The organism is Vibrio sp. Vb1337 (assembly GCF_033338715.1).
Taxonomy (GTDB): domain Bacteria; phylum Pseudomonadota; class Gammaproteobacteria; order Enterobacterales; family Vibrionaceae; genus Vibrio; species Vibrio alginolyticus.
Window position 1 is genome coordinate 1 of sequence record NZ_JAWOTD010000036.1, and the last position, 18,785, is coordinate 18,785.

Here is an 18,785-nt window from a genome sequence, read left to right on the forward strand (position 1 = left end):
TGTGGAAAGCTTAACAACTATGTCAGCTCATTTTTCTATCCTGCTTAGCCTCCTCCTGATCGTGACCAGTTCGCGCGGGTAGGCTGTGGAAGAAAAATAACCACACCAATTTCTAAGAACCCGCATGAGAATGCGGGTTTTTTTATATCTAAATACTGGAAGTAAACGATTCACTTGCGCGAAAGTGCAGAAATCAGGAAGGAAGCAAACATGAACGATCAGGTCATTATATTCGACACCACATTGCGTGATGGCGAGCAAGCGTTGTCAGCAAGCTTGACGGTTAAAGAAAAACTGCAGATTGCCTATGCGCTGGAAAGACTCGGCGTTGATGTTATCGAAGCTGGCTTCCCAATCTCTTCACCAGGTGATTTCGAGTCTGTACAAACCATCGCAAAAAACATAAAAAACAGTCGAGTTTGTGCCCTTTCGCGTGCCGTTGCGAAAGACATTGATGCTGCCGCTGAAGCATTAAAAGTGGCTGACCAATTCCGTATCCACACGTTTTTAGCCACTTCCACCATTCACGTAGAAGACAAACTACGCCGCAGCTACGACGATGTACTAGAAATGGCAGTCAACGCCGTTAAACATGCACGTAACTACACTGATGATGTCGAGTTTTCTTGTGAAGATGCTGGTCGTACTCCAATCGACAACCTATGTCGCATGGTAGAAGCCGCCATCAATGCAGGTGCGAGTACAATCAACATTCCAGATACCGTTGGCTACACCGTACCAAGTGAGTTTGGTGGGATTATTGAAACTCTATTTAACCGCGTTCCGAACATTGATAAAGCGATCATCTCCGTTCACTGTCACGACGATTTGGGGATGTCAGTTGCCAACTCTATTGCCGCCGTTCAAGCTGGCGCACGTCAGATAGAAGGCACGATCAATGGCATTGGAGAGCGAGCGGGTAACTGTTCACTTGAAGAGATCGCAATGATCATCAAGACTCGTCAAGAGTTTTTGGGCGTTCACACTGGCATTAAGCATGATGAAATTCACCGCACCAGTAAGTTGGTTAGCCAGCTATGCAATATGCCTATTCAAAGCAACAAAGCAATTGTGGGTGCAAATGCGTTTAGCCACTCTTCAGGCATCCACCAAGATGGCATGTTGAAGAATAAGAATACCTACGAAATCATGACCCCTGAGTCTATTGGCCTAAAAAACCAAGCTCTGAACCTAACCAGCCGCAGCGGTCGCGCTGCCGTGAAGAGCCATATGGACACCATGGGTTACAACGAAGACGAGTACAACCTAGACGCACTGTATGCGGATTTCTTGAAACTTGCTGACCGCAAAGGCCAAGTGTTCGATTACGACCTAGAAGCCCTAATGCACTTCTCGAACTTGCGTGAAGAAGATGACTTCTACAAATTGAGCTACCTAAGCGTGCAGTCTGGCAGCGTAATGGCTACCACCAGCATCAAAATGCAATGCGGTGATGAAGAAATGAGTGAAGCAGCGGTCGGTAATGGCCCAGTTGATGCGCTATACCAATGTATCTACCGCGTGACAGGCTACGACATCGTTCTGGATAAATTCGACCTAACCGCGAAAGGTGAAGGTGAAGATGGTTTGGGTCAAGCAGACATCATTGCCAACTACAAAGGTCGCAAATACCACGGTACGGGTGTTTCCACCGACATCGTTGAGGCTTCCGGCCAAGCATTATTGCACGTTATTAACAGCATTCATCGTGCAGATAAAATCGAAGAAATGAAGCAGAAAAAGATTGCGACTGTGTAATAACAACCGGGCTACACGGCTCAGGAAAGAACACGCTCGTTGAAATAATTAAGCTCAAAATTAGAAAACTTAAAGGATTAACATGACAGACAAATCGTACAAAATTGCCGTCCTACCCGGTGACGGCATTGGCCCGGAAGTAATGGCGCAGGCACATAAAGTATTGGATGCAATCGAAAAGAAACATGGTATTGCGTTTGAGCGTGACGAGCATGATGTAGGTGGTATCGCGATCGACAATCACGGTTGTCCACTTCCAGAGAGCACAATAAAAGCATGTGAAGAGTCTGATGCAGTCCTATTCGGCTCGGTTGGCGGCCCTAAGTGGGAGCACTTACCACCAAACGACCAACCTGAACGCGGTGCCCTACTTCCACTACGCAAACACTTCCAACTGTTCTGTAACTTACGTCCAGCGCAAATTCACTCAGGTCTTGAAGCTTTCTCACCGCTACGTGCAGACATCTCGGGTCGCGGCTTTGACATCGTGGTAGTCCGTGAACTGACGGGTGGTATCTACTTCGGCCAACCGAAAGGTCGTGAAGGTGAAGGCGCAACAGAAAAAGCATTTGATACTGAGGTGTACCACCGCTTTGAGATCGAACGTATTGCAAAAATCGCTTTTGAGTCTGCTCGTCTACGTCGCAAGAAAGTGTGCTCTATCGACAAAGCGAACGTTCTACAAAGCTCTATCTTATGGCGTGAAGTAGTCGAAGAAATCGCAAAAGACTACCCAGATGTCGAGTTGTCACACATGTACATTGATAACGCGACTATGCAGCTTATCAAAGACCCTGCTCAGTTCGACGTAATGCTGTGTTCAAACATCTTCGGCGACATCATTTCTGATGAATGCGCGATGATCACAGGCTCTATGGGTATGTTGCCATCAGCAAGTCTAAACGAAAGCAAATTCGGTCTGTACGAGCCAGCAGGCGGCAGTGCACCAGATATCGCAGGTAAGAACATCGCTAACCCTGTGGCACAAATCCTATCTGCTGCACTGATGCTGCGTTATAGCCTAGGTGAGGAAACAGCGGCACAAGACATCGAAACGGCAGTTTCAAAAGCACTATCAGCGGGTGAGCTAACGGGTGACCTTGCTGGTGACAACCCTGCACTTTCGACGTCTGAGATGGGCGATAAGATCGCTGAGTACATCTTAAACTCTTAATACAAAACAGATTCATAATAAATACTAAATCCTCTATCCACCAATGACTTACCTCTAAGTCATTGGTGCTAAAACAAAGCAACAAGGATAACGAGGAAAGGAAGCAAACAATGGGCAAAACATTATACGAAAAAGTCTACGACGCACACGTTGCCGTCGCAGCAGAAGGGGAAAACCCAATCTTGTACATCGACCGTCACTTGGTACATGAAGTGACGTCTCCGCAAGCATTTGACGGCTTGCGTGAAAAAGGTCGTAAAGTGCGTCAGGTCAGCAAAACTTTTGCCACCATGGACCACAACGTTTCGACAACCACCAAAGACATCAACGCATCGGGTGAGATGGCTCGTATCCAGATGGAAACGCTATCGAAAAACTGTGAAGAGTTTGGCGTTACGCTTTACGACATCAACCACAAATACCAAGGTATTGTGCATGTTATGGGCCCAGAGCTTGGTATTACCCTACCGGGCATGACCATTGTTTGTGGTGACTCACACACTGCTACACACGGTGCATTCGGCTCGCTAGCTTTTGGTATTGGTACATCTGAAGTTGAGCACGTATTAGCGACTCAAACGCTAAAACAAGCGCGCGCTAAAACGATGAAGATCGAAGTGAAAGGCAAAGTAGCTCCGGGCATTACTGCGAAAGACATTGTGCTAGCAATCATCGGTGAAACCACAGCAGCAGGCGGTACCGGTTACGTAGTTGAATTCTGTGGTGAAGCGATCACTGACCTTTCAATGGAAGGTCGTATGACCGTATGTAATATGGCGATTGAGTTAGGTGCAAAAGCCGGTTTGATTGCACCAGATGAAACCACATTCGAATACATTAAAGGCCGTAAATTCTCCCCTCAAGGTGCGGATTTTGATGCAGCAGTAGAGTACTGGAAGACATTAAAAACGGACGATGATGCTCAGTTTGATGCAGTCGTGACACTAAACGCAGCGGATATCAGACCACAAGTCACTTGGGGCACAAACCCAGGTCAAGTAATCGCGGTAGACCAGCCGATCCCAGCACCAGAGAGCTTTGCCGACCCAGTAGAAAAAGCCTCGGCAGAAAAAGCATTGGCTTACATGGGTCTAGAAGCGGGCAAGTCATTGTCTGATTACAACGTCGATAAAGTCTTCGTTGGTTCTTGTACTAACTCACGTATCGAAGACATGCGCGCAGCCGCTGAAGTAGCGAAAGGTCGCAAAGTCGCGTCTCACGTTCAAGCGCTCATCGTTCCTGGCTCTGAGCAAGTAAAAGCGCAAGCAGAAGCGGAAGGTTTGGACGTGATCTTTAAAGAAGCGGGCTTTGAATGGCGCCTACCAGGTTGTTCAATGTGTCTAGCAATGAACAACGACCGTTTAGGTCCACATGAACGTTGTGCGTCTACTTCAAACCGTAACTTTGAAGGCCGCCAAGGTCGTGATGGCCGTACCCACCTAGTGAGCCCTGCGATGGCAGCGGCGGCAGCAATTGCTGGTCACTTTGTAGATATTCGTGAACTAGACTAAGGAGCAAACAAATGTCAGGCTTTAAACAACACACAGGCTTAGTTGTTCCTCTAGATGCAGCGAACGTAGATACTGATGCCATCATTCCAAAGCAGTTCCTGCAAAAGGTCTCTCGCCTAGGGTTTGGTAAGCACCTATTTCATGACTGGCGCTTCCTAGACGATGCTGGCGAACAGCCAAACCCAGAGTTCGTGATGAACGCACCTCGCTACCAAGGTGCTTCTATCTTGCTCGCGCGTGAAAACTTCGGTTGTGGTTCTTCTCGTGAGCACGCACCGTGGGCACTGGCGGATTACGGCATCAAAGCGATGATCGCACCAAGCTTTGCCGATATTTTTTACGGTAACTCGATCAACAACCAAATGGTGCCAGTTCGTTTGACTGAGCAAGAAGTGGATGAAATCTTCCAGTTTGTTGAGGCGAATGAAGGCGCAGAAATCGAGGTCGACCTAGAAGCGAATGTGGTTCGCGCCAACGGCAAAGAATATAGTTTTGAAATCGATTCGTTCCGTCGTCACTGCCTGCTAAACGGTTTGGACAACATTGGTCTAACCCTTCAGCACGAAGATAAGATTGCCGAGTACGAAGCGAATATTCCAAGCTTCTTGTGTTAAGACGCGTTAGTAAATACACAAATCAAGGGCTGGCAATTGTCGGCCCTTTTAATTATTTAGACAACTGATTTTATATCGCTTTGCTTACGGAATACCGAACGCCTCTGTTGAAATTCGTCATCCTGAACAGCGACGAAGGAGCGTGATTCAGGATCGACTGCCAGAGCGCACTGTGCAGATTAATACTGTCTTTACTCAAGAGTTTGTGGGTATTAGATTCCTGATTTCGCTTATGCTCCTCGGAATGACGGCGAATAAAGGCCACTGATTACTGAAAGAAAACAAGCACTAAACTGGTCTACACTATCAACAATATCTCATTCAAAGGTATCTCTATGAAGCGTCTGTTATTGCTGTTGTGTGCTCTGGTTTCTTTCTCGACATTTTCCGCTCCAAAATCCGACTTATGGCCATATTGGAAACAATCGAATCAAGCCAACCAAACCCAAATTTCTCATCAAGAATGGCAACAACTGCTCGATACTTATTTAGTTGAACAAGGCGAGAATACCTTGTTTCGTTATAGCCAAGTCTCCTCTGTCGATAAAACCAAGCTGAAACAATACATCCAGCGTTTGGCAAAACTAGACCCTCTACAATACAGCCAAGCAGAGCAATATGCCTATTGGGTAAACCTTTACAACGCCATCACGGTAGATCTTATTTTGGATAACTATCCAGTCGAATCAATCACCAAGCTAGGTGGTTTATTTAGCTTTGGTCCTTGGGGAGACGATGTGGTCGTGGTCAATGGGAAAGATCTGACTTTAAACGATATTGAACATCGAATTTTGCGTCCAATTTGGAATGACCCAAGAACGCATTACGCGGTTAACTGTGCCAGCCTAGGATGCCCTAATCTGCAATCTCAAGCATTCACTGCTGACAACACGCAAACTCTACTGGATAGTGCCGCCAAAACATTTATCAACAGCAGCAAAGGCGTATCTATCCAAGGTAACACGGCGCAGCTGTCTTCTATTTATGATTGGTTTGCAACGGACTTTGGTGGAGAAAAACAAATCTTCAAACACATCGCAAAGTACGCACCGCAATACAAAAACTTCTCTGGCAAAGTGAAATACAAATACGATTGGGACTTGAATCAAGCCAACTAAACTGGGGGGATGTGAGGTCAATTAGCATTAGGGACATAATAGGCCAAAAGCTAAAGACACCGGCAACTCAAAAACTAAGACATAAAAAAGGGCACTCAGTGCCCTTTTTAAATCCAATACTTGATAGAAAACGTCCGACTACTTGAAGCCTTTAACCTTCTTAATAAGATCGTAAGCGTTTTGAATCTCTTGAGATTTCTCTTTCGCGACGTTCATCATCTCTGGTGGTAAACCTTTAGCCATCAATTTGTCCGGGTGATGCTCGTTCATCAGTTTACGATAAGCACGCTTAACGGTTTTACTGTCTGCATCTGAAGACACATCCAGAATTTTGTACGCGTCGGCCAACTGATCCGCTTGTGAAGCTTGTTGCCAGCTACCACCTGAAGATTGGCCTTGATGCTGACCATGAAAACCGCCCTGGCTTTGGAAACGAAATGCGGCTTCTTGCATTTGCAAACGACGCTCTAATTGCTCAGAAGAGAAACCCAAACCACGTGCAATCTTGTGTAGTACATTTCGTTCACTCGGGTGGATCGAGCCATCTGCAAAGGCCGCCGAGATTTGCAGCTCTAAGAAAAATTGCAACAAGTCAAAGCGACCAGCTGTCGAAATTTTCACACGAACAAGAACATCTTCTAACGGAAAGTCGCTGTCTTTACCTTCACGAAACGCGTCTTGCGCTGCGCGACGCTGTTCGCCATGCAAATTCATGCGGTCCATCATGGCTGAAGCCAGTTGGATTTCCTCTTTGGTGACTTGGCCTTTCGCTTTTGCCACATGTCCCATTACCGCAAACGCCGCTTTAAAAAACTCTTCTTGGCGCTGAGCTTGACTTGGCCCTTTTCCAAAGCCGCCAGTAGAGAACCCGGCTTGACTCAAGCGACGTGCTTTATCGAATTGATGGCCAATAAATAAGCCAAAGAGTAAACCTAGCGGCCCGCCAAGTAACAAGCCAAAAAAGGCACCCAGAATTTTGCCAAAAATATGCATTATGTGTTCTCTATCAATGAATTTTTATCGACGACGGCGGTCTTATAGTGCCGGATGCAACGATTTCCTTTATGATAATGGAATTAGTTTTATTTCGGCTAGGCCATTTCGCCTGCTTATCTTTGCAGCTATTTTGTCGTCATTATGCCACAGTGAATCAATACGCTGGGATAAATGCGACTATAGTTGATTCATTTGGCTATTACGCTAGGGTACAACAAGCCCTATAGCCATCGAGTAGTAGTGACACAGGAAAGTTCAATTCAATGCAACATTTCTCCCGCACATTTTTAGCGGCCTCTATCAGCACCGCCTTGTTTGTACCCACCACTCAAGCTGAAGCGAATATCCATGATAGTGTGCAGGAAATGCCCGCCACAGATCAATGTTTGGTCGATACAAGTGGCGAGGAGGACGCTCTTAATACCCCAGTAGTGGTAGAAGCTGACACCCTGCAAGCCATCAATGGTGACAAAGCTCAGTACTCAGGTAATGTACAAGTCACCCAAGGCCAGAAGAAAATTACCGCAGATAGCGTAACGCTGCACCAACAAGACAACGTCGTGGTTGCCGAAGGCAACGTGACTTTCAATGACGGCCAAGTCAAAGCTCGATCTGATCGTGTTACTAACGACATTAATCAAGATACGTTTTCACTTGAGAACACCGATTATCAGTTCCTTTGCCAACAAGGCCGAGGCACTGCAGCCTATATCGCTCGCACAGGTCAGTCGGTTTATGAACTCGAAGATGGCTCTATCACATCGTGCCCTCAAGGCGATAATTCATGGCGATTGGTTGCGTCAGGCATCGATGTTGACCAAGATGAAGAGACAGCGACGCTGCACCATCCTCGATTTGAAGTGTTAGATGTGCCTGTTTTCTATGTGCCGTATCTAACCATGCCAATTGGAGATACGCGTAAAACGGGTTTCCTCTTCCCTTCTTTATCGTACGGTTCTAGTGATGGTATGGAAGTCGAGGTGCCATTCTATTGGAACATCGCGCCTCAATATGACATGACACTCACCACGCTCTATATGCAGCAACGTGGTACAAAACTCGATACTGACTTCCGCTACCTAACAGATGGTTGGGGAAATGGAGAAATCAAAGGCGAATACCTCAATAGTGATCGCAAATATCAGGACGAGTCTCGTTGGGGCTACCAAGTTAAACACGACGGTATCATCAATAAACAGTGGATAGTCAAAGTCGATTACTCAAAAGTGAGTGATATTGATTACTTCCTCGATCTCGACTCCGACATTGGTAACCGTGAAGATGGTCAACTGGTTCAAGAAGGACAAGTACAATATCGTTCTGACTTCTGGGATGCCTCGTTAACCGTTCGTGACTTCCAAATCTTATTGAAAGAAGAGAACCGCCCTTATCGCCTGCTTCCTCAGTTAGACTTGAACTACTACACGCCGTTGTGGGGAGACTACCTTAACTTTGACGTGAAGAGCCAAGTCAGCCGCTTCGATACGAGCGATGCTGCGCGACCAAATGCGACCCGTGTTCACATTGAACCAGGGCTTACATTACCACTCTCAAACTCATGGGCAACGTGGACAACAGAAGCGCGTGTGCTCTCTACGTATTACTCTCAAGACTTAACGGGTTTGACAGATGTAAACTTGCAAAACCAGTTGGATGATGAAGTTTCTCGTGTTATTCCTGAGTTCCGTACGCATGCGCAACTTTACTTAGAGCGAGATACAAGCTGGATCAAGGGCTACACACAAACACTGGAGCCTCAGCTGCAGTACTTGTACGTACCTGAAGAAGATCAAACCAACATCTACAACTACGATACCACCTTGCTACAAACCGACTACTACGGGCTATTCCGCAGTCGTAAGTACAGTGGCATTGATAAAATCGCCTCGGCGAACCAGTTAAGCTACGGTGCGAGTACTCGCTTCTTTGATGATGACTATAAAGAGCGTCTTAACGTTTCATTTGGTCAGATTTACTACTTCGATAAAAAGACCAAACTGAGCAACAGCCCAAATCTTCCGGATGAGACAACCAATTACTCATCATGGGCAATTGAAGCTGATTTCAACTACAACGATTACTTGTTCTATCACGGTGGAATTCAATACGATATTGATTTGAGCTCCATGCAGTTGGCAAACAGTACCTTGGAGTACCAATTCAACGGCGGCTTTATTCAGGGTAACTATCGCTACGTTACGCGTGAATACATCGAAGATACGATCATTCTCGAAAACCTAGACACAATTACTCGTAAAGGTATTTCTCAAGCAGGTATTGTAGCGGCCTACGAGTTCAACCCGAACTGGTCTGCGAGTGGTCAATACTACTACGACCTCAATGAAAATGCGGACCTAGAATGGTTAGCGAGCCTACGTTACCAATCTGACTGTTGGTACATTGGCGTCACTTACTCAAACCAATTGCTTGGTTGGGAAGACCAAGCTATCGGCAGCACCGGGGCATCACCTGAATACGAAAATAACTTCAGCGTTAACTTCGGTATTCAAGGCTTTGCGACCAACCAGCGTGAAGACACTGCTGTCAAAGAACTGGATGGTTCTGACAACGCGATTAAGTACGGCCGCCCATTCTATCTGAACAATTAATCAAAATAGGCGTCTTAAATGAATAAGACGCCTATTCAAAAATACTGACGGAATTTTAAATGAAAATTTGGAAATCAATCTTATTCACGACCCTACTCTCTTGCGGAGCGGTTGCAGCACCAGTAGAGATCGATAAGGTTGCGGTCATCGTGAACGACGGTGTAGTTCTACAAAGCGACATCGAAACAGCGATGAAAACGCTGCAAGCCAACGCACGTCAAAGTGGAAAGAGCTTACCTTCTACCAGCGTATTAAAAGAACAAGTTGTTGAAAAACTTATTATTGACACGTTGCAAGGCCAAGAAGCAGACCGTATTGGTGTGCGTATTGACGACAACCGTTTAAACCAAGCGATTGCAGAGATCGCACGTAATAATGAGCAAACAGTAGAACAACTCGCCGCTTCTGTAGAAAGTGAAGGTTTAAGTTACCCAGAATTCCGCGAACAAATTCGTAAGGAAATCGCCGCATCAGAAGCCCGCAATGCACTGGTTCGTCGCCGTATTAATATCCTTCCAGCAGAGGTAGATAGCCTTGCTGAGCAACTATCACAAGAAACCAATGCGACTGTTCAATACAAAATTGGGCACATTCAACTGCGCTTCTCTGACGATAAAGAAAAATCTGCTGTAGAAGCAGAAGCTAAAGCGCTCGCGAAAAAGCTAAACGAAGGTGCAGATTTTACGGAGATGGCCTACACCTACTCTAAAGGTCCTAAAGCTTTACAAGGTGGTGATTGGGGCTGGATGCGTAAAGAAGAGATGCCAACCATCTTTGCTGATCAGATCAAGATGCAAAACAAAGGCAGCATTATTGGTCCATTCCGTAGTGGCGTTGGTTTCCACATCCTAAAAATAGAGGATGTAAAAGGCCTAGAAACGGTTGCGGTAACGGAAGTAAATGCGCGTCATATTTTGATTAAACCAACCGTGATTCTGAGCGACGAAGGGGCGAAGAAGCAACTGAATGAATTTGTACGCCGCATCAAAGCCGGTGAAGCAACGTTCGCTCAATTGGCAACACAATACAGTCAAGATCCTGGCTCGGCAGCACAAGACGGTGAACTAGGTTATCAAACACCAGATCTTTACGTGCCAGAATTCAAGCACCAAGTAGAAACTCTGCCAGTTGGCTCAATCAGCGAACCGTTCAAAACCGTTCACGGCTGGCATATCGTTGAAGTGTTGGATCGTCGCCAAGTTGACCGTACTGACTCAGCGATGAAGAACAAAGCTTACCGTATTCTATTTAACCGTAAATTTAATGAAGAAGCGGGCGCATGGATGCAAGAGCTACGCGCAAGTGCGTTTGTTGAAATCGTGGATGACAACAATGACAACTAATACAATTCGTAGAATTGTCGTAACCGCAGGGGAACCTGCGGGTATCGGCCCAGACTTAGTGCTTGCCCTATCGAAAGAAGATTGGGCGCACCAAATTGTCGTCTGTGCCGATAAGAATATGCTGACGGAGCGAGCCAAGCAGCTTGGCATCGAAGTCCAACTGTCTGATTACAATCCAGAAGAAACACCTAAAGCACAAAAATCGGGCACGCTTATCGTTGACCATATCCAAATATCGGAACCTGCGGTCGCAGGCGAGCTCAATGAAGCGAATGGCCACTATGTATTAAAAACGCTAGAAAGAGCGGCTTTAGGCTGTATGAATGATGAATTTGATGCTATTGTCACCGGCCCTGTTCATAAGGGGGTGATTAATCGCGCAGGTGTTGCATTCAGTGGTCATACTGAATTTTTCGCCGAGAAGTCACAAACGCCGCTAGTCGTAATGATGCTAGCAACGGAAGGACTACGCGTGGCGCTGGTTACAACACATATTCCTTTAGCTTATGTGTCCAAAGCAGTCACCGAAGAGCGATTAGAAAAAATCATCGATATTCTTCATAAAGACCTTGTAGAAAAGTTTGCTATCGCACAACCAAACATCTACGTTTGCGGGCTTAACCCTCATGCTGGCGAAGATGGCTGCTTAGGTCGTGAAGAGATCGAGACCATCACTCCGACACTGGAAAAAATTCGACAAGAAAAAGGTATCAACCTGATCGGCCCTCTGCCGGCTGATACCATTTTCAATGAAAAATATTTAAATGATGCTGATGCTGTTTTAGGCATGTACCATGATCAAGTATTGCCAGTATTAAAATACAAAGGCTTTGGTCGTTCAGTAAATATTACTCTTGGTCTACCTTTTATTAGAACATCGGTGGACCACGGTACTGCATTAGATCTGGCAGGGACAGGTCAAGCGGATACAGGGAGTTTCCGAACAGCGCTCACGCATGCGATAGATTTGGTAGAGAAGAAACAATGAGAAATGATGTCCATTTAGGACACAAAGCGCGTAAACGTTTTGGTCAAAACTTCCTGAACGATCCATACATTATTGATGGAATCGTATCAGCGATTAACCCAAAACCAGGTCAAAACCTGGTTGAAATCGGTCCTGGTCTTGGTGCAATCACTGAGCCGGTAGGTCGTGAAGTGGATAAGTTCACAGTTATCGAATTAGACCGCGATCTGGCAGAACGCCTACGTACTCACCCTGAACTGGCGGATAAGTTGACCATCCATGAGGGTGACGCTATGCGTTTTGACTTCACTCAATTAGTGAAGCCAAACAACAAGCTGCGCATTTTTGGTAACTTGCCATACAACATCTCTACACCATTGATGTTCCACCTTTTTGAGTTCCATAAAGACATTCAAGACATGCACTTTATGCTGCAAAAAGAAGTGGTAAACCGCTTAGCCGCCGGCCCTGGCAGCAAAGCTTACGGCCGTTTAACGGTAATGGCTCAGTACTACTGTAAAGTAGTACCGGTACTGGAAGTACCGCCAACGGCATTCGTTCCACCACCGAAAGTGGATTCTGCCGTTGTTCGTTTAGTGCCTTACGAAGAGCTGCCATGCCCGGCGAAAGATCTGCGTTTGCTCGATCGCGTTTGTCGTGAAGGCTTTAACCAACGTCGTAAAACAGTTCGTAACTGCTACAAATCGTTGTTAAGCACAGAAGTACTAGAAGAGCTAGGTGTTAATCCAAGCATGCGTCCAGAGAACCTGACGCTAGAACAATTCGTCGCAATGGCGAACTGGCTTGCGGATAACCCGCAGCACTAAGAACTCAAACAATAAGCCAAACCCTTGTAGGTTTGGCTTATTATTATTGGGATATTACGTTTCTGAGGAGTGCACATGGACGTCATTCAACCTTGCATCAAAATTCAAGTTCACACCAAATACATCGAAGAACAGTCCAACCCAGAGCTACAACGCTACGTTTTCGCTTATATCATCACCATCAAAAACCTTAGCCAACAAACCGTACAGTTAGTGAGCCGCCGCTGGCTAATCACAGACTCGAATGGCAAGCAAATGACGGTTGAAGGTGACGGAGTGGTAGGCCAGCAGCCCTTTATTCCAAGCAATGATGAATACACGTACAGTAGCGGAACCGCGTTAGAAACCCCTGTCGGCGTTATGCAAGGACACTACAAAATGCTGGATGAGAAAGGGCAAGAGTTCATCACCGAAATCGAACCATTTCGCTTGGCTGTTCCAAATGTTTTAAATTAGTAAATTGGAGATTCAGTGGCTACCTATATTGTTGGTGACATCCAAGGCTGTTTTGATGAATTGCAGCGATTACTAGAAAAAGTATCTTTCTCTGCGAAAAAAGACCAACTTTGGCTTGCTGGTGATTTGGTCGCCAGAGGGCCTAAATCACTAGAAACGTTACGCTTTGTGAAGTCACTTGGCGCAAGCGCAATCGTGGTGCTTGGTAATCACGACCTTCACCTTCTCGCAGTGGCTCACGGGATAAAAAAGGTCAAAGACAAAGATAGAACCGCACCTATTTTCACGGCCCCTGACAAAGAGGAACTACTGACATGGCTAGCTCAGCAACCTCTATTGGCCGAGCATGACGAGTTCGTGATGTGTCACGCTGGCATATCACCGCAGTGGAATCTAAAAACAGCGAGAAAGTGTGCCCGTGAAGTTGAGCGCATCATCCAAAGTGAAGAGCTGCCTTGGCTATTAAAAAACATGTACAGCAATCAACCTGATTCCTGGGATGACTCTCTACAGGGTTTGGACCGATACCGTTATATTATCAATGCTTTTACGCGGATGCGCTTTTGTTTCCCTGATGGTCGTTTGGATATGGATTGTAAATTGCCACCGCAACAAGTTTCCGGTAACGAACTTATTCCATGGTTTGAGGTGCCTAAACGTATCCACTTAAACAAAGCGGTGCTCTTTGGGCACTGGGCTGCACTGCAAGGTTATATGAACAACGAAGTCATCGGGCTAGATACTGGCTGTGTTTGGGGCGGAAGCCTAACCATGATCCGTTGGGAAGATAAGAAAATTTTTACTCAGGATGCGTTAAGTTAAACACTGAATAACAGTCGATAATCCATAGTAGGAGGAATACCTGTCACTTAACACCTCCTGTAGGGTCATTCCAACGAGCCTTAACGAGACTAGGAATCTAATATCCTCGCGCTGCGAATAGATAGAAATACCTTTGACAACAAAGTACTCGTATAGAGGCTCCTGAACCTCGCTCGTTCGTCGCTTTTCAGGATGACGGTAGGTTGGGATGACCGCTCGCTGCTATACGAACGGCATTACCCCGTTTTAATCTCGAATTACTTCTCTAACACCGTAAAACGCATGTTGTAGGCGTTCTTCTCATCGGCTTGATACATTTCTGAGTAAGTTTCCTTAAACTCGTCTCCCCAATCTGGGAACTGAGTATCACCATCAATGGCCGCTTCAATGTGTGTTACATACAGTTTATTGGCCATAGGCAGACAAGATGCGTAAATCGCACCACCACCAATGATCATCACTTCTTCCACGTCACCAGCCACGTCCAAAGCTTGCTCAATCGATGTTACGGTAGTGACGCCTTCGATCTTTAGTGTCTCATCACGGCTGATAACAATATTCAAGCGACCAGGTAAAGGGCGACCAATAGACTCATAGGTTTTGCGTCCCATCACAACCGGTTTTCCCATGGTACAACGCTTAAACCAAGCGAAATCGGCGGGAAGATGCCAAGGCATTTGATTGTCTTTGCCAATGATGCGATTGTCGGCCATCGCGGCAATCATACTAATGATCATGTTAGGTCCTTATACAATTGGTCTGCGGCGATAGAATAACAGCCCTGGAACCGCAAGACCAACAGCTAAACCTGCAATAATAAACATGGCCTTAAGAAAGTTTTCCATACAGGTTGCGACAAGCTCGGGTGAGTAGCCAACATGATTGATTTCTACCATAGCGATCATTGCTTTGTACGCAAACACACCCGGCACCATCGGGATCAAAGCAGCCACAGTAAACACTTTTGGATGCGCGAGAAAACGGTGAGACCAGTACACACCAATCATCCCAACTAACGTCGCGGCAAAAAAGGTTGCCCACTCAATAGGAATGCCAAACTGCATCATCAAGTAGCGGCTACCATGACCAATCGCACCACCAACAGCGCAATACACTAAAGCCCTTTGTGGCACGTTAAAAACCAATGCAAATCCTACGGCGGGAATCGCCGCAAAAAACATGTCATTCAACAGGCCAAACATCAAATCAAATAAACTCATTAGATAGCCCACCCCCAAATTCCAGTTACACTCATCGCAGCAACGATCCCCAAACATGTCGCCAACGTTAGTAAACTAGCCATCACAAATCGAGCAATCCCCATATTAATGTGGCCTTTCAACATATCTGCGACAGAGTTAATGAGTGGGAAACCAGGTACAAGCATTAATACTGACGATGCCATTGCTACGGTAGGTAGATTACCGATTTGGTAAATTTCCGCCTGTGCTGAAATTAAGGTAGTCACAAAAGCGGTCGCAGCAAAGTTCAATAGAGGGTTGAAATGACGATGACCAATTTCTTGGCGAACGATCATGCCACCAGCTGAAGCTAAAAAGGTCATGATGAATACTCCCCAATCACCACCAGCAAGATGACTGAATGCCGCACAAGACAAGCCAATCATAAACACCACCAACCAGCGGTTATAACGCTCTGGACTGATAGCGTTCAGCTTTTTCTGCGCCATGGTTGAATCGAGCAAACCACGTTCCATCATGATACAGATTCGTTGAATTTGCGTAATAACGCGCATATTGATGCCACGATCAGCGCAGCTTCGGGTGGTGGTGATGCAATGCCCATCCATTACCGTCGTCACAACCAATGCATTAGCTGATAGTGCTACCGCAACTTCATTCACCCCACAAGCTAGGCCAATACGACGCATAATATCGCTCACAAGAGTACTTTCAGCACCATGAGCAAGTAGCATTTGTCCGGCTTGGGCGACAAGACGAGAAATCGATCGTTGAGTAGATACCGCCAACTCTCTAGGCGGTATGGTTTCTAGAGTCATAAATAAGTCTAATTCCTTTTAGGGTGTTACTCATTCATACGCGCGAGGGCTAAACTAACCCTCAAAAAACACGACGTATCGGTTATTGTGCCGTAAATCACATCACCTAAATATGATTTAGATACAAAAAAAGCCGCAATAAATAATTGCGGCTTAATGAATTATAGGCAAACAGGCATTGTTTGACCGTTCTGATTAGTCACGAACGTAGACAACGTGACCGTCATCTTCTTCATCGTCCCAGTCATCCCAATCGTCGTCGTCATCTTCAGTGATAACGTCTTTACCCGCCATCGCATCTTTATGGTAATCATCCCACATGAAGTTAACTTTATCTTCTTCAGCCACTTCTTCCTCTTCGCGAGGTAGGTTATCCATAAAGTCAGCCAGTTTGTAACAAAGCTCTTTAGTACCGTTACGATTGATCGCCGAGATCTTAAAGTACTCGTCTTCCCAACCTAGTGCGTCTAAGATTTCTTGGATCTTCTCATTCGCTTCTTCTTCAGGCATTAGATCAACTTTGTTGAACACTAACCAGCGCGGCTTACTTGCCAGTTTTTCGCTGTATTGTTCTAATTCATCAATGATCGTCAATGCATTTTGCACCGGATCGGACTGATCAATTGGCATAATATCGATCATGTGCAGCAACACTCGACAACGCTCTAAGTGCTTCAAGAATCGAATACCAAGGCCAGCGCCATCTGCTGCACCCTCGATCAAACCAGGGATGTCTGCAACAACAAAACTTTTCTCTGGTACGACACTTACGACACCCAAGCTTGGAATCAAAGTCGTGAATGGGTAATCAGCGACTTTCGGTTTTGCTGCTGATACTGCGCGGATAAAGGTTGATTTACCAGCATTAGGTAGACCAAGCATACCCACATCAGCAAGAAGCAATAGCTCAAGGCGAATTTCGCGTACTTCACCCTTTGTACCCAATGTTCTCTGACGAGGCGCGCGGTTTACTGAAGATTTGAAACGCGTATTACCTAGACCGTGCCAACCGCCTTTTGCGATCATCACTTTCTTACCGTGTTCAGCAACTTCCGCCACGATTTCATTTGTGTGGATATCCACAGCGCGCGTACCCACAGGTACACGAAGAACAATGTCTTTACCACGCTTACCTGTACAGTTACCACCGCGACCGTTTTCACCACGCTCAGCTTCGTAGAAGCGCTGGAAACGGTAATCAATCAGGGTATTTAGGTTTTCATCAGCTTGGATATAAACATCACCACCGTCACCGCCATCACCGCCATCAGGGCCACCTTTAGTGATGAATTTTTCACGCCAGAAACTGACAACGCCACTACCGCCATCACCAGCCTGAACTTTTACTACCGCTTCATCTACGAACTTCATCTTTTACTCCGACTACTTCGTGCGTGGATTAAATCTTACTATGTCATCCGACAATTTTAGCAGATGACAGATCTAAGCTCCCAGATTCAAATCGCTTAGGATCTTAGCGAGAAACTTCGATATGTCGACTGCCACAAATAAAAAACCCCGCCGATTCGGCAGGGCTTTTGAATTCAGCTTAAAGCTATTAAGTAATTTGGTTAAAAACCTAATTACTCAGCTTCGATGCTTACAAACTTACGGTTCTTAGGACCTTTCACTTCGAACTTCACTTTACCTTCAGTAAGAGCGAATAGAGTGTGGTCTTTACCGATACCTACGTTGTTACCAGCGTGGAACTTAGTACCACGTTGACGAACGATGATGTTACCTGCAAGTACAGATTCACCACCGAAACGCTTAACACCTAGACGTTTGCTTTCTGAATCGCGGCCGTTACGAGTAGAACCACCAGCTTTTTTGTGTGCCATTGTTAAACTCTCCTAATAGATTAAGCGTTGATACCAGTGATCTTCACTTCAGTGAACCACTGACGGTGACCCTGTTGCTTACGAGAGTGCTTACGACGACGGAACTTAACGATTTTAACTTTATCGCCACGACCGTGTTGTACAACTTCAGCAACAATTTTGCCGCCCTCTACAAGAGGAGCACCAACTTTGATGTCTTCGCCGTTAGCAACAAGAAGAACTTTATCAAATTCTACAGTTGCACCAGTTTCAACGTCTAATTTCTCTAAACGAAGAGTTTGACCTTCGCTTACACGGTGTTGTTTACCACCAGATTGGAAAACAGCGTACATATTTTACTCCGCTTTTTCCGCACAGCCTTTCTTGAGGGTGTGCGCTAAACTAATCATCAATAGGGCGCAGATTCTACAGAATAGATGCTCCTATGACAAGCCATATTTTGAAAAAATTGGCGAAAAGCTAATCGCCAAAGAAAAGTGCGGCAATCATGCCCTTTAGTAATGTATTAATCAACGTTTTTTAGTGTATTATTCGACAATTATATAAATCGAATAAGCCTTGCAGGGTCTAACTTCAGCCGGATATACGATGGATTTTAAAACTATCCAAGCGCTTACTGCCGATGACATGGCAAAAGTGAATGAAACAATTCAAGCCCAACTTAATTCTGATGTCTCTTTAATCAACCAGCTCGGTTTTTATATCGTGAGTGGTGGAGGCAAACGTCTA

At 45.7% G+C, this 18,785-nt stretch carries 18 protein-coding genes and 1 pseudogene; 12 read left to right on the forward strand and 7 right to left on the reverse strand.

Annotated features, from left to right (window positions below):
• The first annotated feature begins 210 nt into the window (after nucleotides 1–210).
• The 5 genes from leuA (at nucleotide 211) to R7E42_RS23095 (ending at nucleotide 6,175) form a co-directional block, all read left to right on the forward strand.
• Nucleotides 211–1,758: a 2-isopropylmalate synthase gene (leuA, locus tag R7E42_RS23075; protein WP_262630244.1), complete on the forward strand. Its 1,548-nt coding sequence runs from the start codon at nucleotides 211–213 to the stop codon at nucleotides 1,756–1,758.
• A gap of 82 nt (nucleotides 1,759–1,840) precedes the next feature.
• Complete coding sequence (gene leuB / locus R7E42_RS23080; RefSeq protein WP_005383068.1) at nucleotides 1,841–2,932, forward strand: 3-isopropylmalate dehydrogenase; 1,092 nt, start codon at nucleotides 1,841–1,843, stop codon at nucleotides 2,930–2,932.
• 110 nt (nucleotides 2,933–3,042) lie between these two features.
• Nucleotides 3,043–4,443 carry a 3-isopropylmalate dehydratase large subunit gene (leuC, locus tag R7E42_RS23085; protein ID WP_132936739.1) on the forward strand — a complete coding sequence of 467 codons (1,401 nt, stop codon included), beginning with the start codon at nucleotides 3,043–3,045 and terminating at the stop codon, nucleotides 4,441–4,443.
• 11 nt (nucleotides 4,444–4,454) lie between these two features.
• Nucleotides 4,455–5,057 carry a 3-isopropylmalate dehydratase small subunit gene (gene leuD, locus R7E42_RS23090; protein ID WP_167415661.1) on the forward strand — a complete coding sequence of 201 codons (603 nt, stop codon included), beginning with the start codon at nucleotides 4,455–4,457 and terminating at the stop codon, nucleotides 5,055–5,057.
• Between the two features lie 335 nt (nucleotides 5,058–5,392).
• Entirely contained in the window at nucleotides 5,393–6,175 is a 783-nt protein-coding gene (locus tag R7E42_RS23095) for a DUF547 domain-containing protein (protein WP_167415660.1), read from the forward strand.
• Nucleotides 6,176–6,313: 138 nt separating this feature from the next.
• On the opposite strand, the gene djlA is transcribed toward R7E42_RS23095, so the two are convergent.
• Nucleotides 6,314–7,168 (reverse strand): co-chaperone DjlA, encoded by an 855-nt coding sequence (djlA, locus tag R7E42_RS23100; protein WP_005383076.1) that lies wholly within the window; start codon nucleotides 7,166–7,168, stop codon nucleotides 6,314–6,316.
• A 266-nt stretch (nucleotides 7,169–7,434) separates the two neighbouring features.
• Here djlA and lptD point away from each other — a divergent pair, with 266 nt between their 5' ends.
• The 6 genes from lptD (at nucleotide 7,435) to apaH (ending at nucleotide 14,195) form a co-directional block, all read left to right on the forward strand.
• Nucleotides 7,435–9,780, forward strand: coding sequence for an LPS assembly protein LptD (gene lptD / locus R7E42_RS23105; RefSeq protein WP_005379673.1), 2,346 nt, complete (start codon nucleotides 7,435–7,437; stop codon nucleotides 9,778–9,780).
• Between the two features lie 59 nt (nucleotides 9,781–9,839).
• Nucleotides 9,840–11,123, forward strand: a complete 1,284-nt coding sequence (gene surA / locus R7E42_RS23110; RefSeq protein WP_053306855.1) for a peptidylprolyl isomerase SurA — start codon at nucleotides 9,840–9,842, stop codon at nucleotides 11,121–11,123.
• Nucleotides 11,113–12,111 (forward strand): 4-hydroxythreonine-4-phosphate dehydrogenase PdxA, encoded by a 999-nt coding sequence (gene pdxA / locus R7E42_RS23115; protein ID WP_053306854.1) that lies wholly within the window; start codon nucleotides 11,113–11,115, stop codon nucleotides 12,109–12,111. Before surA ends, pdxA begins: the two co-directional genes overlap by 11 nt.
• The gene (rsmA, locus tag R7E42_RS23120) at nucleotides 12,108–12,917 is read left to right on the forward strand and encodes a 16S rRNA (adenine(1518)-N(6)/adenine(1519)-N(6))-dimethyltransferase RsmA (RefSeq protein ID WP_005379669.1); all 810 of its coding nucleotides are present in this window, start codon (nucleotides 12,108–12,110) and stop codon (nucleotides 12,915–12,917) included. The genes pdxA and rsmA overlap by 4 nt, the downstream gene beginning before the upstream one ends.
• A gap of 75 nt (nucleotides 12,918–12,992) precedes the next feature.
• On the forward strand, nucleotides 12,993–13,373 hold the full coding sequence (gene apaG, locus R7E42_RS23125) for a Co2+/Mg2+ efflux protein ApaG (RefSeq protein WP_005379668.1): 381 nt from the start codon (nucleotides 12,993–12,995) through the stop codon (nucleotides 13,371–13,373).
• 15 nt (nucleotides 13,374–13,388) lie between these two features.
• Nucleotides 13,389–14,195 (forward strand): bis(5'-nucleosyl)-tetraphosphatase (symmetrical) ApaH, encoded by an 807-nt coding sequence (gene apaH, locus R7E42_RS23130; protein ID WP_053306853.1) that lies wholly within the window; start codon nucleotides 13,389–13,391, stop codon nucleotides 14,193–14,195.
• 257 nt (nucleotides 14,196–14,452) lie between these two features.
• Here the strand turns inward: apaH and folA are convergent, their stop codons facing one another.
• From folA to rplU, 6 genes are all read right to left on the reverse strand, one after another.
• Complete coding sequence (gene folA, locus R7E42_RS23135; protein WP_132936736.1) at nucleotides 14,453–14,932, reverse strand: type 3 dihydrofolate reductase; 480 nt, start codon at nucleotides 14,930–14,932, stop codon at nucleotides 14,453–14,455.
• Between the two features lie 9 nt (nucleotides 14,933–14,941).
• Nucleotides 14,942–15,415 carry a threonine/serine exporter family protein gene (locus tag R7E42_RS23140; RefSeq protein ID WP_005379665.1) on the reverse strand — a complete coding sequence of 158 codons (474 nt, stop codon included), beginning with the start codon at nucleotides 15,413–15,415 and terminating at the stop codon, nucleotides 14,942–14,944.
• Nucleotides 15,415–16,215, reverse strand: coding sequence for a threonine/serine exporter family protein (locus tag R7E42_RS23145; protein WP_005379664.1), 801 nt, complete (start codon nucleotides 16,213–16,215; stop codon nucleotides 15,415–15,417). Before R7E42_RS23145 ends, R7E42_RS23140 begins: the two co-directional genes overlap by 1 nt.
• 195 nt (nucleotides 16,216–16,410) lie before the next feature.
• Nucleotides 16,411–17,586 (reverse strand): Obg family GTPase CgtA, encoded by a 1,176-nt coding sequence (gene cgtA, locus R7E42_RS23150; protein WP_005383091.1) that lies wholly within the window; start codon nucleotides 17,584–17,586, stop codon nucleotides 16,411–16,413.
• Nucleotides 17,587–17,798: 212 nt separating this feature from the next.
• Entirely contained in the window at nucleotides 17,799–18,056 is a 258-nt protein-coding gene (gene rpmA, locus R7E42_RS23155; RefSeq protein WP_005383095.1) for a 50S ribosomal protein L27, read from the reverse strand.
• Between the two features lie 20 nt (nucleotides 18,057–18,076).
• Entirely contained in the window at nucleotides 18,077–18,388 is a 312-nt protein-coding gene (rplU, locus tag R7E42_RS23160; RefSeq protein WP_005383096.1) for a 50S ribosomal protein L21, read from the reverse strand.
• 256 nt (nucleotides 18,389–18,644) lie between these two features.
• On the opposite strand from rplU, the pseudogene R7E42_RS23165 reads away from it, so the two are divergent.
• Nucleotides 18,645–18,785, forward strand: a pseudogene (locus R7E42_RS23165) (octaprenyl diphosphate synthase); the annotation flags it as partial.

Bases quoted from the DNA above. Each gene is read 5' to 3' on its own strand.
- leuA (WP_262630244.1), top strand. From the start codon at position 211: ATGAACGATCAGGTCATTATATTCGACACCACATTGCGTGATGGCGAG.
- leuB (WP_005383068.1), top strand. From the start codon at position 1,841: ATGACAGACAAATCGTACAAAATTGCCGTCCTACCCGGTGACGGCATT.
- leuC (WP_132936739.1), top strand. From the start codon at position 3,043: ATGGGCAAAACATTATACGAAAAAGTCTACGACGCACACGTTGCCGTC.
- leuD (WP_167415661.1), top strand. From the start codon at position 4,455: ATGTCAGGCTTTAAACAACACACAGGCTTAGTTGTTCCTCTAGATGCA.
- R7E42_RS23095 (WP_167415660.1), top strand. From the start codon at position 5,393: ATGAAGCGTCTGTTATTGCTGTTGTGTGCTCTGGTTTCTTTCTCGACA.
- djlA (WP_005383076.1), bottom strand. From the start codon at position 7,168: ATGCATATTTTTGGCAAAATTCTGGGTGCCTTTTTTGGCTTGTTACTT.
- lptD (WP_005379673.1), top strand. From the start codon at position 7,435: ATGCAACATTTCTCCCGCACATTTTTAGCGGCCTCTATCAGCACCGCC.
- surA (WP_053306855.1), top strand. From the start codon at position 9,840: ATGAAAATTTGGAAATCAATCTTATTCACGACCCTACTCTCTTGCGGA.
- pdxA (WP_053306854.1), top strand. From the start codon at position 11,113: ATGACAACTAATACAATTCGTAGAATTGTCGTAACCGCAGGGGAACCT.
- rsmA (WP_005379669.1), top strand. From the start codon at position 12,108: ATGAGAAATGATGTCCATTTAGGACACAAAGCGCGTAAACGTTTTGGT.
- apaG (WP_005379668.1), top strand. From the start codon at position 12,993: ATGGACGTCATTCAACCTTGCATCAAAATTCAAGTTCACACCAAATAC.
- folA (WP_132936736.1), bottom strand. From the start codon at position 14,932: ATGATCATTAGTATGATTGCCGCGATGGCCGACAATCGCATCATTGGC.
- R7E42_RS23140 (WP_005379665.1), bottom strand. From the start codon at position 15,415: ATGAGTTTATTTGATTTGATGTTTGGCCTGTTGAATGACATGTTTTTT.
- R7E42_RS23145 (WP_005379664.1), bottom strand. From the start codon at position 16,215: ATGACTCTAGAAACCATACCGCCTAGAGAGTTGGCGGTATCTACTCAA.
- cgtA (WP_005383091.1), bottom strand. From the start codon at position 17,586: ATGAAGTTCGTAGATGAAGCGGTAGTAAAAGTTCAGGCTGGTGATGGC.
- rpmA (WP_005383095.1), bottom strand. From the start codon at position 18,056: ATGGCACACAAAAAAGCTGGTGGTTCTACTCGTAACGGCCGCGATTCA.
- rplU (WP_005383096.1), bottom strand. From the start codon at position 18,388: ATGTACGCTGTTTTCCAATCTGGTGGTAAACAACACCGTGTAAGCGAA.